Genomic DNA, 15402 nt, shown 5'->3' on the forward strand with positions numbered 1-15402 from the left:
CAATTACGCTCTCAATTTTTCAATGGCTTCGACTACAGCATTATGTGTGACTGTATTGTTTTTAAAATGGTCAATAAGCCGTTTTTTTTCGGTGTCGTTTGCTTCAAACTGATTTAAGATATTCATTAAGTGCATCTTCATATGTCCTTGCTGTATTCCAGTCGTAGTCAATGATTTTAAGGCTGCAAAATTTTGAGCCAATCCAGCAACAGCGACAATCTTCATTAAATCTTTTGCAGATGGCTTTCCTAGCAACTGCAATGCAAATTTGACTAATGGATGTAAACTCGTCAATCCACCTACGGTACCAAGAGCTAAAGGTATTTCTAGCCAAAAAGTAAAAGTATCATCATTAATACGACAACGGGTTAAGCTTGAATATTTACCATCTTTAGAGGCGTAAGCATGCACTCCGGCTTCAACTGCTCTAAAATCATTTCCAGTAGCTAAAACCACAGCATCAATACCATTCATAATGCCTTTATTATGTGTTACAGCTCGATGAGGTTCTACTTCGGCAATCGAAACTGCTTGTTTAAATTTTTCTGCAAACTCTTCAGGATTAGGTATGTCTTTGTCTTTTAAATCGCTAATCTTACAGCTAACTTCAGCTCTGACTAAGCATTGCGGAACATAATTTGATAAAATGCTCATCACAATATTTAAGTCTTTAATATTATGAGATTTTGCTTCATTCTTAAAAGTTTCAGCAAATTGCTCTAGACAAGAATTAATGAAATTTGCTCCCATAGCATCAAGCGTTTCAAAAGTCGCATGTAGCTGATAGTAATTGTCTAATTCTTTGGTTTTGTCACGTAATTCGATATCTAAAATTCCACCACCGCGACGCTCCATGTTTTTTGTAATCGAAGAAGCATCCGAGATAAGTTTAGATTTTATAGTATTAAAATAATTTTCCAATTCGGTTTTATCGCCATTAAATGTAAAATGAACTTGTCCGATTTTTGTAGTTGATATTACTTCAGCTTTAAAGCCACCACGTTCATACCAAAATTTTGCAGCTTTGCTAGCTGCTGCAACTACTGAGCTTTCTTCAATAGTCATAGGTATGGTGTAAAGTGTATCGTTAATCAAAAAGTTTGGTGCCACACCAAGTGGTAAATAGAAGTTAGTGATAGTGTTTTCAATAAATTCATCATGCAATTTTTGCAATTTTTGATTAGAATTCCAATATTGAGTCACTAAATCACGAGAGTTGTTATCGTTGTTAAAGTAAGTCTTAAGTATCCAATCAACTTTTTCGGTTTTGGTCAATTTAGAAAATCCAGAAATGGTCTTATGCATGATTAATTTTATTTAAAAACACAAAGATACTAGGATTGGTATAATATGTGTTGCATGTTCTGCAATATTGCCGATTTACTGTTAATAATTCGGGTTTTTTGCATATTTTTTAGTAAACTTGGCATTGCTTTATTAAATAACGAAGATTAATGAACTACACACGTTTTTTTGCCATTATTGGTTTTTTGGTTACGACTCTTGTAACTGCTCAGAATAAACAGATTAGCTTAGAAGAGATTTGGAATGGTACGTTTAGAACCGAAGGTATGCAAGCGCTACACTCAATGAATAACGGTAAGCAATATTCGGTTTTAAACCTTGATAGATCAAGCAGAACAACATCGATTGACATATACGATTATAAAACTTTAGAAAAAGACAATACATTATTAAGCTCATCAGATTTATCTGAAATTGGAGCTTTTTTTGATTATAGCTTTAGCGACGACGAAACCAAGATTTTACTAACTACAAAGTCACAACCTGTATTTAGACGTTCGACTTTAGGTGAGTATTACATATACGATACCAATACAAAAAAACTGACTAAGCTAAGTGACGACTTAGTGCAAGAACCAACATTTTCTCCAGATGGAAGAAAAGTAGTATACGGTTTTCAAAACAACTTATACGTTAAAGATTTAAGTTCTGGTGAAGTTAAACAATTCACTTTTGATGGTGAAAAGAATAGCATAATCAATGGTATTACGGATTGGGTTTACGAAGAAGAATTTAGTTTTGTCCGTGCTTTTGATTGGAACGTGGATAGCAATAAAATTGCTTTTATAAGATTTGATGAAACTGAAGTGCCAGAATTTTCTATGGATGTTTTTGGTTCAGGATTATATCAAACACAACAGGTTTTTAAATACCCAAAAGCCGGTGAAGCAAACTCTAAGGTGTCTTTGCATTTATATGATTTAGATACTGACAAACTTTCTGAATTGAAAGCAAATAAAGATTATCAAGATTTTTACATTCCAAGATTAGAATGGACAAATGATGCTAATATTTTGAGTGTTCAGTATATGAATCGTCATCAAGACGAATTAGATTTATGGATGATTGACACATCAAATTCTAGTTCAGCTTTAGTTTTAGCAGAAACTGATAAAGCTTATGTCGACGTTACTTTTAATCTTACTTTTTTAAAAGACAATAGTTTTATTTGGACAAGCGAGAAAGATGGATATAATCACATTTATCACTACGACAAAAACGGAAAGCTTATCAATCAAGTAACTGATGGAAATTGGGAAGTGACTAATTACTATGGTTTTGATGAAAAGGCCAATACTATTTTTTATCAATCAGTAGAAAACGGTTCAATAAATCGTGATATCTATTCTGTTAAATTAAACGGAAAAAATAAAAAACGCTTATCAAAACGAGATGGAACAAACAGTGCTTCTTTTAGTGCTGACTTTACTTATTTTATAAACACACATTCTAGTGCTACTTCTCCACAAGAATATACACTTAATGATTCTAAATCAGGAAAACTGATTAAAAGTATTAAAGACAACGATAAGTTGGCAAAGAAAGTCACCGATTATAAAACTTCAAAAAAAGAGTTTAGTACGATTTCAGTTAACGGAAACGACTTAAATATGTGGATGATAAAGCCAGCAGATTTTGATCCAAATAAAAAATATCCGCTTTTTATGTATCAGTATTCTGGACCAGGTTCTCAGCAGGTAGCAAACCGTTGGAATGGTGCAAATGATTATTGGTACCAGCATTTAGCGCAAGAAGGTTATATTGTAGCTTGTGTAGATGGAAGAGGAACAGGGCTTAAAGGTGCAGAGTTTAAAAAGGTAACTCAAAATGAATTAGGTAAATACGAGGTTGAAGACCAAATTGAAGCGGCTAAAAAGCTTGGTGCTTTACCTTACATTGACGAAACTCGAATGGGAATTTGGGGTTGGAGTTATGGTGGTTTTATGAGTAGCAATGCGCTTTTTAAGGGTAATGATGTATTTAAAATGGCGATAGCTGTTGCGCCGGTAACCAGTTGGAGATTTTACGATACTATTTATACAGAACGTTATATGACAACACCTCAAGAAAATCCAAACGGATATGACGAGAACTCTCCAATAAACCATGTCGATAAACTTAAAGGAGACTTTTTATTAATTCATGGATCTGGTGATGATAATGTACATTTACAGAATACCATGCGTATGGTTGAAGCATTAATTCAAGCTAATAAACAGTTCGATTGGATGATTTATCCTGATAAAAATCATGGAATTTATGGTGGTAATACAAGATTACATTTATACACAAAAATGACTAATTTTATTCATAAGACACTCGGAGATAAACGAGAGAAGTCTGAAAATAAGGAAAAGTCGAAATCTAAAATTAAAGGATAAACTAACTAAATACTAACTAATATAATTATATATGGAATTTAAATTTGGAGGTTCTGAAACGAATCAAAAGACAGTATTAGGTCATCCATCTGGCCTTTTTGTTTTGTTTTTCACAGAAATGTGGGAGCGTTTTTCTTATTACGGTATGCGAGCATTGCTTGTGTTATTCTTAACTGCAGCTATCTTAGGTGAAGGCGGTTGGGGCTGGGAACGATCAGAAGCATTAGTCCTTTATGCTTGGTATACAGGCTTGGTATATATAACACCAATTATTGGAGGTTTTATAGCTGATAAATTAATGGGGTATCGAAAGGCTGTCGTATTAGGAGCTTTACTAATGACACTAGGTCATGCTTCAATGGCTTTAGAAGTTACAGCTGATACCTTTTTCTATTTAGGATTAGGATTGCTTATTATTGGTAATGGTCTATTTAAGCCAAATATTTCTTCAATTGTTGGTCAATTATATAAAAATCAAGGAAAAGAAAAAGATGCGGGCTATACTATTTTTTATATGGGTATTAATGCAGGTGCGTTTTTAGGTATTCTTTTATGTGGTTATATAGGTGAATCTGTTGGATGGCATTATGGTTTTGGACTTGCAGGTATTTTTATGTTTTTTGGAATGTTACAGTTCTTCTATGCTCAAAAAATATTTGGAAATATTGGTTTGTCTCCAAAAGATGCTGAAGACTTAGACGATGTTATAGAGGATTCTATAGAAGATACAAAAGATGCTATTGAAGCAGTAGCTGACCATGCATCAAAGTCTAAAGTTACAGCTGATAGATTAAAAGTTATTGGTGTATTTTCTTTCTTTACTATTTTCTTTTGGTGGGCCTTTGAACAAGCAGGTGGTTCAATGACCATATTTGCTGCGGACTATACTGATAGAGTTTTAGAAGGTAGCGGAGCTACAACATTTAAAGTATTTAATACCTTATTAACCGTAGTGCCAATGTTAATAATAACATGGGTTTTAGTAATGCTCTTTAAACAAACTTTTAAGAAATATGCATTATCCAACATGTTCTTAGGAACAAGTTTTGTGATTATTTGGGGAATAGTTATTTGGATGCTTGTGAGAGAGTTTAATGCAGAAGTGGCTGAAGTAAAAGCATCTTGGTTTGGTATTCTTAATTCCTTCTTTATAATTGCTTTTGCACCATTGTTTTCTAAAGTATGGGAAAGTAAATATAATCCAAGTGGTCCTGTTAAGTTCGCGATTGGATTAATTTTATTAGGTCTTGGTTTTGGTATTTTGTCATACGGCTCAATGGGAATTCCATTAGGAGCTAAATCAGCTTCAGTAAGTATGATATTCCTAGTTTTAGCATATTTATTTCATACACTTGGAGAACTTTGTGTATCTCCTGTAGGTTTATCTTATGTAAGTAAACTAGCGCCGCTTAAGTTGGTAGGTATGATGTTTGGTATTTGGTTTGTAGCGAATTTTATAGCAAATTTTGCAGCAGGTATTACAGGTAGTTACATTGACCCAATTGTTGAGGAATATGGAATGGCAACTTTCTTTTTGATATTTACAGCTATACCAGTTGGGGCAGGAGTTATAATGTTGATTTTAAACAAAACATTAATCAGAATGATGCACGGCATCAGATAAATATAAATAATAGTTAAAACAAAAAACGCTCTACATAGGGCGTTTTTTATTTTGTAAGTTTGGTCTAGTAATTGCTACAAACTGATTATGATGAAAAAGATATTTTTAGGAGTGTTTGTATTGCTAATGGCAATCAACGTATCAGGACAAGAAATAAATTGGATGACTTTTGAGGAGGCAATTGCGCTGCAAAAGAAAACTCCAAAGAAGATTATGGTAGATATGTATACAGTTTGGTGTGGGCCATGCAAAATGCTAGACCGTGATACATTTAAAAACGAAGATGTGGCAAAATATGTCAACGAGCATTACTATGCCGTAAAGTTCAATGCAGAAGGTAATGAGGAAGTGAATTTTAAAGGCGAAGTCTTTACCAATCCTCAATATGATCCAGCTAAGGCCAAAAGACGAAACGCACCACACCAGTTATCTAGATATTTTAGCATTCGTTCTTATCCAACAATTTTGTTTTTAGACGAAGAAGCAAATTTTATAACTCCGGTTGTAGGTTACAAAACACCTCAACAATTAGAAGTCTTTTTGACTATTTTTAAGGATGATAAATACAAGGAGATAAAAACGCAAGAGGCTTTTAATAAATACTACGAAACCTTTAAACCAACATTTTCTAAAACTAAATAAGATTATTTTCTTAATATAAAAGCTCCCTTTTCATATGTACTATGAAAAGGGATTTTTTTATTTATACAAGTTGCTTTCCAACGTTGTACATACGATTTGTGATTACTAGCGTCTGCGATTATATACTCCGGTCTTAATGAGTCAATCAATCGGTTAAGATTCACTTTAGGAGAATTAGTAAGTAAAACATATTTAGGTTTTAACTGCTTTAAATTATATATACCTAGACTATCAATAATTAATAAATAGTCATTATCAATATTATAAATAGAGTTTAAACTATCAATGGAAATGGATTTTATAAAATTACCAACTTTATAATTTTTAAATAGTTTATCAGACTTAATTTTAGTAGTGTCAAAGTTATGCGTAAGGTGTAGATTTTGATTCCTTTTTTCGCCTACAATGGTTGCTCTACTTTTATTAAAAACCACAAATTCATAAGTACTGTTTTTATATTTATTAAAAAGTATGACACTTGAAAATAGTAGAATACTCAGTAATGCGTAATTCAATGATTTTACTGTTTTCTGTTTCCAAAGATATATACCACTAATCAAAATAAGATAACTTGCTATTACATGATAGAAACTAAATGATATATCTTTTAAAAGAAAATTTTCGAACTTTGCAACCCAAGCAATAAATGTATTTAAAGTTTCTATGATAAAGCCAAATCCCCAAACAGCAAATTCTGGTAATTTATCCACTAATGCCAACGCGATTACTAAAATGCCTAAACCTAGAATGGCACCTAGGATTGGGATAATAACCAAATTAGATACAAAAAACAGCCCTGGAAATTGATGAAAATAAAATAACCCAAGCGGCGCAACACCTAGTTGTGCTGCGATAGTTACAGTCAAAATCTGCCAAAACTTATCAAAAACTATATTTGGAGCTTCCCAAAATTTGTAAAGTATAGGTTGTATACTTACAATTGCCAAAACGGCAACGTAACTCATCTGAAAACCAACATCAAAAATATATATAGGATTTACCAATTGCATAAGAAATATAGAGATACTTATCGTATTATAAATATTGGTTGGGCGTTTGAGAAATTGAGCACACGTAATAATGCTAAACATTGTTACAGCTCTTGTTACGGATGGTGAAAGTCCAGCAATAAAAGCAAAACACCACAGAATCAGAATAATCAACACTGGTTTTATAAGGTGCTTTCCATACTTAAAACGGTGTAAAGGCTTAAATAACCAGGTCAAAATGATAAAAATTATACCAACATGTAAACCAGAAACTGCTAAAATATGTATAACACCAGCATTGACATAACTATTGTATATTTCAGGGCTAATATCCTGTCGTTGCCCTAAAAGCAATGCGTTTATAATAGATAATACGTCAGGTTTAAAACCATATTTTTCTAGTTTATTATTAATTGTAATTCTAAAACTATCAGCATAGCCATTGATTGATTTTGACGTGTTTTTTAATCGAATTATCTCATCACTGTTAAGGTATAGCTGATGATGAATATTTCTTTGTTTTAGATAGTTGTTATAATCAAATTGATAAGGGTTTTTTGGTTTGACAACTTCAGTTAGTCTATCGTTGGTAAAGTAAATATGGTCTATTTCTAAAGTTTTGGGAATCGAATCTTTTTTTAGATTTATAAGTATTTGTCCAGATGTTTTTTGGTCGTTAAGACATAAAACTTCAGCGACATACTTCGTGTTATATATATCCGGTTTTAAGCGCTTTGTTACTTTAAAGCTTAAATTATTATAGCTTTTAAAATCATCTTCGGAGTTTGTGTAATGCGAAGATTGTAGTGTTTCATCATGAATTTTTGTAGCAAAAACTCCAATGGAAACGAAAGTTAAAAACACAAAACTTCCAAAAACTAATGTAAGTTTATTGCGTTTTGAAATAAAGAAACTTATACAAAATCCTACAAATAATATCGAATATAAAAATAAAATGATTCTTGGCTGTATATTAAAATAAAAGCCAATTAGGACTCCTAATGTTAGGTAAATAGTTAGTTTTATGATATTAAAATTGAGTAACTTCATTACAGAAAGTTACTACAAAATTTTTATTTATAGATATCGCCTAGCTTGAACATAAGCGAGATACCAATAGCGTTCTGAGATTTTTGATATCATAACGCCACGACTCGAAGACGCATGAATAAATGAGATTTCACCTCGATTTACATGTGTTACTATCCCAACATGATTGACTTTTCGGCTATTCTTTTTTGTTGCAAAAAATACTAAATCACCTTCCTGAATTTTTTTTATATCAATCCAATTGCCAGTATTTGACAAGTCTCTTGTGGTTCTAGACATAACAATGCCGTTCTCGCCAAATGCGTTATAGATTAATCCACTACAATCAATACCACGTTTACTATTACCGCCATATTTGTATTTAGTCCCTTTATAAGATTTGGCTTCTCTGATAATAGCTTCTGCAGTTTTTGAAATTGATTTTGATGAAGACTTCGGTTTTTTTGTAACAACTTTTGTTGTTTTATTTGAAGCTCTTTTTTTACGTTGTGATTTGTTCTGGGCAGATTTACAACTGCTTAACGAAATAATTATGATGAGTAGGACGTATATTTTCTTCATTAAGCGATAGCCTTGTATATCAGTTTTGCAGTGTTTTCACTGGCGCCTTTTCCGCCAAGCTTCTTCTCCAGTTCAAAATAATCAAGAAATAATTGCTCTCGTTTTTCTGAGTTTAATATGGATTTTAGTTCTTTTTTTAGACGCTTAGTATTCAAATCGCCCTGGATTAACTCGGTCACAACTTCACGGTCCATAATTAGGTTAACTAAGGATATAAATTTCAATGTAATTATACGCTTAGCAATTTGATATGAAATAGTATTTGCTTTGTAACAAACCACTTGCGGGACTTTAAATAATGCGGTTTCTAGTGTTGCTGTTCCAGAAGTTACAAGTGCGGCAAATGAAATGCTGAGTAAGTCATAAGTTTTATTATCTACAAATGCGATGTTGCGTGACTGAATTATTGATTGATAGAAACTAAAATCTTGACTTGGTGCTCCTGCAATTACGAATTGATAGTCTGAAAAATCATCGACTACGCTTAGCATGACATCAAGCATCTTCTTAATTTCTTGCTTTCGACTACCTGGTAAAAGCGCAATAATAGGCTTGTTGCTGAGTTTATGTTTTTTTCTAAAGACCATTTCATCAACTAAATTTCGGTTAGATACAGCATCGATAAGCGGATGTCCAACAAAATTTACATTATAGTTATACTGGTCATAAAAAGGCTTTTCAAAAGGTAAAATGGTATACATCGCGTCAACATCACGCTTTATTTTTTTAACACGACCTGCACGAGACGCCCATACTTGTGGTGAAATATAATAATGAGTTTTATAACCTTCTTCTTTTGCCCATTTGGCTATTCTTAGATTAAAACCAGAGTTATCTATAAAAACAATAACATCAGGTTTGAAAGCTTCAATGTCTTTTTTGCATGACTTTATAAAACCTAAAATGGTTTTAAGATTCATAATTACTTCAGCAAATCCCATAAAAGAGCGCTCTTTATAGTGAGTTACTAATGTACCACCAACAGCTTGCATTAAATCACCACCCCAAAATCGAATGTCTGCTTTTTTATCTTCTTTGAATAAAGCCTTCATAAGATTGGATCCATGTAAGTCTCCAGAAGCTTCACCAGCTATGATATAATATTTCATCTATATTTTGATTTACTGTCATTTCGAGCGGAGTTGAGAAATCTCTATTAAATTTATATGTTTTAAGATTCAAAATCCCAAGAGTTTAGTTGCTGTATGGCATGATGAGCTGTCAAATCAAATTGCACAGGCACAACGGATACATAGTTGTTTTCTAAAGCCCATTCATCTGTATCTTCACCATTATCCATGTTAACAAACTTACCAGTCAGCCAATAGTAATCTCGTCCCATAGGATTTGTGCGTTTGTCAAACTCTTCTTCCCAATTAGCACGTGCTTGTCTACAAATTTTTATGCCTCGTATATTTTCTTCTTCTGTATTGGGTATGTTCACGTTAAGAACAACATCTTTTGGTAAGCCATTATTTAAGACATTAAGCGCTATTGTTTTTACAAAAGCTTTGCTATGTTCAAAATTAGCACTCCAATTATAATCCAGTAACGAGAATCCAATTGCAGGGATACTTTCGATGCCAGCTTCTAAAGCTGCACTCATTGTACCAGAATAAATAACATTTATGGATGAGTTAGAACCATGATTAATTCCAGAAACACATAGGTCAGGTTTTCTGTTTAAAACCTCTCTAACTGCTAGTTTTACACAATCTGCAGGTGTGCCAGAGCAACTATATTCAGTTTGTGGGCCATTGTCGATTTTTACTTTTTCGACATGTAACGTCGAGTTAATAGTTATCGCATGTCCCATTGCACTTTGCGGGCTATCGGGTGCAACTACGACAACATCTCCGATTGTGTTCATAACACTAATTAGAGTTCGAATTCCTGGAGCAGTTATGCCATCGTCATTAGTTACAAGAATTAAAGGTCTTTTTGACATTTATGGAGTTTTAGATTCCTTTCACAAAAATACTAAAATAGCGAGTAAAAGCTAGAGTCAGCTGGTTTAACAAAAAATTAGTAGCAGTTTGGTTTTATGGCACGGTTTTTTCGTCTATTTTAGTCAACTATATGTTGAAAAATGTTTTCAATTTTAAAAAAAAAGAATACACATGCGAGGGAAATACAAATTTTTATTGTTAGCACTACTAATAGCATTTGCTTCATGTAGCTTTACAAGTAAAGTCGATGCAGGAGATGGAGATAAAGATAAGTTGTTAGTTAGGTTAATTACGTATTTATTAGATCAAGGGCATTTTGCACCTCAAGATATTAATGACGAGTTTTCAGTTCGTGTCTATGATGATTACATCAAGCAGTTAGACCCTTTTAAACGTTATTTCTATCAGTCGGATATCAAAGAGTTTGAGACTTACAAAATCGAATTAGATGATCAGCTAAAAGCTTACGATTTGTCATTTTTTGACATGACTCACAAACGTTTAATCGAAAGAATTGAAGAGTCTAAAGAAACTTTCGGGAAGATTTTAAACAAGTCTTTTGATTATACTAAAGACGAGGAATTTGATTCTGATTATGATGAATTAGATTACGTAAAAAACAAGCGTGAAATGAAAGAGCGTTGGAGAAAACAACTTAAGTTTTCTACGATTGCTAATTACGACGAAGCTATTGAGAACAATAACATAATGGCTGAAGAGGATGATAGTGTTGAATTGAAATCTGAAAAAGAATTAGAAGCAGAAGCAAGAGAAACAACAAGAAAATCGCTAGAAGAGCTATACACATATATGGAAGAGCGCCAACGAAAAGATTGGTTTGGCGTTTATATAAATGCTGTTGTCAGTGAGTTTGACCCACATACATTTTATTTTAATCCAGAAGATAAAGACCGTTTTGATAGAGATATGTCAGGTAAATACGAAGGTATTGGTGCGCGTTTACAGCGTAAATTAGATGTTATTTCTATTAGTGAGTTAATTAGTGGTGGTCCAGCTTGGAGACAAAATGAATTAGAACCAGGTGACCAGATTTTAAAAGTAACACAAGAAGATGAAGAAGAAGGTGTTAATATTATTGGTATGCGTCTCGAAGATGCAGTAAAATTTATTCTGGGAGAAAAAGGAACAACCGTTACATTAACAGTAAAAAAAGTTGACGGAACTGTACAAGATATTTCTATTGTTCGTGATGAGGTCGTATTGGAAGAAACTTATGCAAAGTCGTCGACGGTTATGAAAGACGGAAAAAAATACGGTCTTATTAATCTACCGAGTTTCTATGATAACTTTGACTCTTCTAATAGAATTAGTTGCTCTATCGATGTGAAACGGGAAATAGAAGCACTAAAGAAAGAAGGTATAGAAGGTGTTATTTTAGATCTAAGAGATAATCGCGGTGGTTCGTTAGGAGCTGTTGTAGATATGGCTGGATTGTTTATTGAAGAAGGTCCAATTGTTCAGGTAAAAAGTACTGCAGAACCAAAAAGAATTTTAAAAGATACTGATAAGTCTATCGTCTGGGACGGACCTTTAGTGTTAATGGTAAATGAATTGTCAGCATCAGCTTCAGAGATTTTAGCAGCAGCTATGCAAGATTATAAACGTGCAGTTGTAATAGGAAGTGAGCAAACTTTTGGAAAAGGGACAGTTCAAAGAGTTGTAGACTTAAACAGAATGGTCCGTAATAATTCTAATGGAGATTTAGGGGCAATTAAGTTTACTACTGATAAGTACTACAGAATTGATGGTGGCTCTACACAACTTAAAGGCGTAAAGAGCGATATCATTGTTCCGGATCGCTACAAATACATAGGAATAGGAGAACGTACACAAGACAATCCATTGTCATGGGATAAGATTGATTCTGCGGATTACAATCTATGGGAAAACTATTATGATTATGATGCGGCTATTTCTAAAAGTAAAAAACGTATCGAAAATAACGAGCAATTAAAGTTAATTGATGAAAATGCAAAATGGATAAATGACATTAGAGAGAATGAAACATTTTCGTTGAATTATGAAGCTTATAAAAGACGTTTAGAACTTAATGAAGAGCAAGCTAAGCGTTTTGAAAAATTATCTGACTATAAAACTGACTTAACTTTTAACTCTTTACCTTATGAGTTAAAGTTGGTTGAAAAAGACTCAATCTTAAAGGAAAAACGCAAGCGTTGGCACGTAAGTTTAAGTAAAGATGTTTATGTAGAGGAAGCTTTAAATGTGCTTAACGATTTAAAATTATCTTATGCTATAAAAAGTAATGTAGCAAAAATGAAGAACTAAAAGTCTGACAATACATGTCAAAAACTAATAATTCATTATCACAGTTAGCGCTCCAAAAATTCAAAAAGAATATTTGGGGCGTTTTCAGTTTTTGGGTAATTGTTGCTATCGGTTTGATGTCTGTTTTTGCTTATGTTTTGGTGCCAGATAATTCAAAAAATGCAAATCAGATGCATTTGTCAATTCATTCAAAATCACCTGGTTTTAAAGTCGAAATGTTAGAAGTTCCTAGTGATATTAAAGATGAAACTTCATTTGTATCTAAACTATTCTTTGGAAAAAATAGTACTACAACAGAGATTCCTATTTCTGATTATAAGGTAGAAAAAGAAAAATTGATGTATACCGAATACGCTTCTGATGGTTTGATAGGTCAGAAAAAAAGTTTACCCTTGACCATTTTCGCTGACAACAATTATATGAATTTTATAAAAGAAAGAACTTTTGTTTTTGGTACAGATAAGTATGGTCGAGATTACTTAAGTCGTATTTTAATTGGTGCACGTATTTCTTTTTTTATAGGTTTTGTGGCTGTTTTTATTTCTTTAATAATTGGCCTTTTTATGGGAAGTTTAGCAGGTTATTATGGCGGAAAAGTAGATGTATTTATTATGTGGGTTATTAATATCACATGGTCAATACCAACATTGCTTTTAGTCATAGCCATTACGCTGGCCTTGGGTAAAGGTTTTTGGCAAGTCTTTATTGCCGTAGGTTTAACGATGTGGGTCGAAGTTGCTAGAGTAGTGCGTGGTCAAATTATTGGTGCAAAACAGCTGCAATATGTTACTGCGGCAAGAGCTTTAGGTTTTACAGATTTTAGGATAATTACCAAACACATTTTACCTAATATTATGGCGCCGCTTATCGTGATTTGTGCGGCTAATTTTGCAGCAGCTATATTAATAGAAAGTGGATTAAGCTTTTTGGGTATTGGTGCGCAACCACCTATGGCTAGCTGGGGAGCTATGATAAAAGACCATTATAATTACATCATATTAGGTAAGCCTTATTTAGCTCTAATTCCTGGTATTTGTATTATGGTTTTGGTAATGGCTTTTATGTTAATTGGAAATGCATTACGTGATGCTTTAGATGTTAAGAGTTAATTTCCCTTTCTCAGCTGCTCAATCTCTTCATTAGTCTCACCAATAAATCCTAAAACATCTTCTTTACCAATAGTTTTGCTAGACGATGTTACAAAATGCGGTGGTAGTTCTTCCCAAAATTGCAATAGATTATTACAGTAATCTTCAACGTGTCTTTCTATGGTCTTTGGCTTTAGTTTGTCAGCTTTTGTAAAAATGATAGAAAAAGGTATTTCATGTTCACCTAAGTATTGCATAAACTCTAGGTCTATCGGTTGAGGTTTGTGTCTAATATCAATTAAAACAAAGGCAGAAACTAACTGGGTACGTTTTTCAAAATAATTAGTAATAAATTTTTGAAATGTCTTTTTTGATGACTTTGAAACTCTTGCATAGCCATAACCCGGCAAGTCAACCAAAAACCAATTTTTATTAATTAGAAAATGATTAATAAGCTGTGTTTTTCCTGGTCTTCCAGAAGTCTTTGCTAAGCTCTTGCGACTAGTCAACATGTTTATTAGCGAAGATTTTCCGACATTACTTCGACCAATAAATGCATACTCAGGAAATGGTTGCGTAGGGCATTTTGAAACTTCTGAGTTACTTATAATAAATTCAGCTGATTTTATTTTCATAGCGCAAAGTTAAGCATCTTTATATAAAAGAACTTGTGTTGAAAATGTTGTAAGTGTTAGTTTTTAAAACCTTCTAGATTCTAACCAGCCAAATAGAATATCGTTAAACGCATTAGGATGTTCCATCATAGCAGCATGACCACATTTGTCAATCCAAAATAATTCTGAATCAGGTAATAATTCATGAAATTCATCTGCAACTTCTGGTGGTGTTACGGTATCATTCTTTCCCCAAATGATGCAAGTAGGAGTTTTCATTTTTGGCAAATCCTTTGCCATATTGTGTCTAATGGCACTTTTTGCAATTGCTAAAGTTTTTATGAGTTTGTTTCTATCATTTACGGTTTCATAAACTTCGTCAACAATGTCTTTAGTTGCTACTTCAGGGTCGTAAAATACGTCTTGGGCTTTTTTCTTGATGACTTCGTAATCACTACGTTTTGTGTAACCACTTCCCATAGCGCTTTCGTAAAGCCCAGAACTACCAGTGATTATGAGACCTTTTACTTTTTCAGGATATAGTTTTGTGTGATATAGTCCAATGTGTCCACCTAGTGAATTTCCTAGTAATAATACACTATCATAACCTTTGAAATCGATAAATTTCTTTAGGTAATTTGCAAAAGCTTTCACATTAGTTTTCAAAAGTGACATAGTGTAAAGCGGTAATTCTGGAATTACTACTTTATAACCTTTAGCACTGAAAAAATCAGTAACGCCATCAAAATTACTAAGTCCACCCATAAGTCCGTGAAGTACTATGATTGGTGTTCCTTCGCCTACTTCGATGTATTTAAAATCTCCTTCTTCCTTTAAAAGGTGTGCCATGCAAATTAGTTAGTATAGTTTGAAACAAATATAGTTAAATACT

Annotated in this window: 12 protein-coding genes; 5 read left to right on the forward strand and 7 right to left on the reverse strand. The window is 33.0% G+C overall.

The genetic code is table 11. The features are described 5' to 3' along the window. Positions 1-3: 3 nt before the first annotated feature. Positions 4-1305, reverse strand: coding sequence for a hydroxymethylglutaryl-CoA reductase, degradative (locus tag BTO05_RS11090; RefSeq protein ID WP_087492730.1), 1302 nt, complete (start codon positions 1303-1305; stop codon positions 4-6). A 149-nt stretch (positions 1306-1454) separates the two neighbouring features. Here BTO05_RS11090 and BTO05_RS11095 point away from each other — a divergent pair, with 149 nt between their 5' ends. The 3 genes from BTO05_RS11095 to BTO05_RS11105 all read left to right on the forward strand — a co-directional run bounded on the left by BTO05_RS11095 (position 1455) and on the right by BTO05_RS11105 (position 5952). Next, the gene (locus BTO05_RS11095; RefSeq protein ID WP_087492731.1) at positions 1455-3686 is read left to right on the forward strand and encodes a S9 family peptidase; all 2232 of its coding nucleotides are present in this window, start codon (positions 1455-1457) and stop codon (positions 3684-3686) included. Between the two features lie 31 nt (positions 3687-3717). After that, positions 3718-5310 carry a peptide MFS transporter gene (locus BTO05_RS11100; protein WP_087492732.1) on the forward strand — a complete coding sequence of 531 codons (1593 nt, stop codon included), beginning with the start codon at positions 3718-3720 and terminating at the stop codon, positions 5308-5310. A 90-nt stretch (positions 5311-5400) separates the two neighbouring features. Further along, on the forward strand, positions 5401-5952 hold the full coding sequence (locus BTO05_RS11105) for a thioredoxin family protein (protein ID WP_410529720.1): 552 nt from the start codon (positions 5401-5403) through the stop codon (positions 5950-5952). Between the two features lie 2 nt (positions 5953-5954). Here the strand turns inward: BTO05_RS11105 and BTO05_RS11110 are convergent, their stop codons facing one another. The 4 genes from BTO05_RS11110 to surE form a co-directional block, all read right to left on the reverse strand. Continuing rightward, complete coding sequence (locus BTO05_RS11110; RefSeq protein WP_087492734.1) at positions 5955-7991, reverse strand: ComEC/Rec2 family competence protein; 2037 nt, start codon at positions 7989-7991, stop codon at positions 5955-5957. Between the two features lie 27 nt (positions 7992-8018). Beyond that, positions 8019-8552, reverse strand: coding sequence for a C40 family peptidase (locus BTO05_RS11115; protein ID WP_087492735.1), 534 nt, complete (start codon positions 8550-8552; stop codon positions 8019-8021). After that, entirely contained in the window at positions 8552-9661 is a 1110-nt protein-coding gene (gene lpxB, locus BTO05_RS11120) for a lipid-A-disaccharide synthase (RefSeq protein WP_087492736.1), read from the reverse strand. The genes BTO05_RS11115 and lpxB overlap by 1 nt, the downstream gene beginning before the upstream one ends. A 62-nt stretch (positions 9662-9723) precedes the next feature. After that, on the reverse strand, positions 9724-10500 hold the full coding sequence (surE, locus tag BTO05_RS11125; RefSeq protein WP_087492737.1) for a 5'/3'-nucleotidase SurE: 777 nt from the start codon (positions 10498-10500) through the stop codon (positions 9724-9726). A gap of 172 nt (positions 10501-10672) precedes the next feature. Here surE and BTO05_RS11130 point away from each other — a divergent pair, with 172 nt between their 5' ends. Both BTO05_RS11130 and BTO05_RS11135 read left to right on the forward strand, forming a co-directional pair. Then, positions 10673-12808, forward strand: coding sequence for a carboxy terminal-processing peptidase (locus tag BTO05_RS11130; RefSeq protein ID WP_087492738.1), 2136 nt, complete (start codon positions 10673-10675; stop codon positions 12806-12808). A 14-nt stretch (positions 12809-12822) separates the two neighbouring features. Then, positions 12823-13917 carry an ABC transporter permease gene (locus BTO05_RS11135; protein WP_087492739.1) on the forward strand — a complete coding sequence of 365 codons (1095 nt, stop codon included), beginning with the start codon at positions 12823-12825 and terminating at the stop codon, positions 13915-13917. Here BTO05_RS11135 and yihA read toward each other — a convergent pair. Together yihA and BTO05_RS11145 are read right to left on the reverse strand one after the other, a co-directional pair. Further along, a complete protein-coding gene (gene yihA, locus BTO05_RS11140; RefSeq protein WP_087492740.1) occupies positions 13914-14531 on the reverse strand; it encodes a ribosome biogenesis GTP-binding protein YihA/YsxC in 618 nt (205 codons plus the stop codon). The genes BTO05_RS11135 and yihA overlap by 4 nt on opposite strands. A gap of 63 nt (positions 14532-14594) precedes the next feature. Beyond that, positions 14595-15359 carry an alpha/beta fold hydrolase gene (locus tag BTO05_RS11145; protein WP_087492741.1) on the reverse strand — a complete coding sequence of 255 codons (765 nt, stop codon included), beginning with the start codon at positions 15357-15359 and terminating at the stop codon, positions 14595-14597. Positions 15360-15402: the final 43 nt, after the last annotated feature.

It is taken from the genome of Winogradskyella sp. PC-19 (genome assembly GCF_002163855.1).
In the GTDB taxonomy this organism is placed as follows: Bacteria; Bacteroidota; Bacteroidia; order Flavobacteriales; family Flavobacteriaceae; genus Winogradskyella.

Coding starts and splice junctions, on each gene's coding strand:
- BTO05_RS11090 (WP_087492730.1), bottom strand. CDS start 1,305: ATGCATAAGACCATTTCTGGATTTTCTAAATTGACCAAAACCGAAAAA.
- BTO05_RS11095 (WP_087492731.1), top strand. CDS start 1,455: ATGAACTACACACGTTTTTTTGCCATTATTGGTTTTTTGGTTACGACT.
- BTO05_RS11100 (WP_087492732.1), top strand. CDS start 3,718: ATGGAATTTAAATTTGGAGGTTCTGAAACGAATCAAAAGACAGTATTA.
- BTO05_RS11105 (WP_410529720.1), top strand. CDS start 5,401: ATGAAAAAGATATTTTTAGGAGTGTTTGTATTGCTAATGGCAATCAAC.
- BTO05_RS11110 (WP_087492734.1), bottom strand. CDS start 7,991: ATGAAGTTACTCAATTTTAATATCATAAAACTAACTATTTACCTAACA.
- BTO05_RS11115 (WP_087492735.1), bottom strand. CDS start 8,552: ATGAAGAAAATATACGTCCTACTCATCATAATTATTTCGTTAAGCAGT.
- lpxB (WP_087492736.1), bottom strand. CDS start 9,661: ATGAAATATTATATCATAGCTGGTGAAGCTTCTGGAGACTTACATGGA.
- surE (WP_087492737.1), bottom strand. CDS start 10,500: ATGTCAAAAAGACCTTTAATTCTTGTAACTAATGACGATGGCATAACT.
- BTO05_RS11130 (WP_087492738.1), top strand. CDS start 10,673: ATGCGAGGGAAATACAAATTTTTATTGTTAGCACTACTAATAGCATTT.
- BTO05_RS11135 (WP_087492739.1), top strand. CDS start 12,823: ATGTCAAAAACTAATAATTCATTATCACAGTTAGCGCTCCAAAAATTC.
- yihA (WP_087492740.1), bottom strand. CDS start 14,531: ATGAAAATAAAATCAGCTGAATTTATTATAAGTAACTCAGAAGTTTCA.
- BTO05_RS11145 (WP_087492741.1), bottom strand. CDS start 15,359: ATGGCACACCTTTTAAAGGAAGAAGGAGATTTTAAATACATCGAAGTA.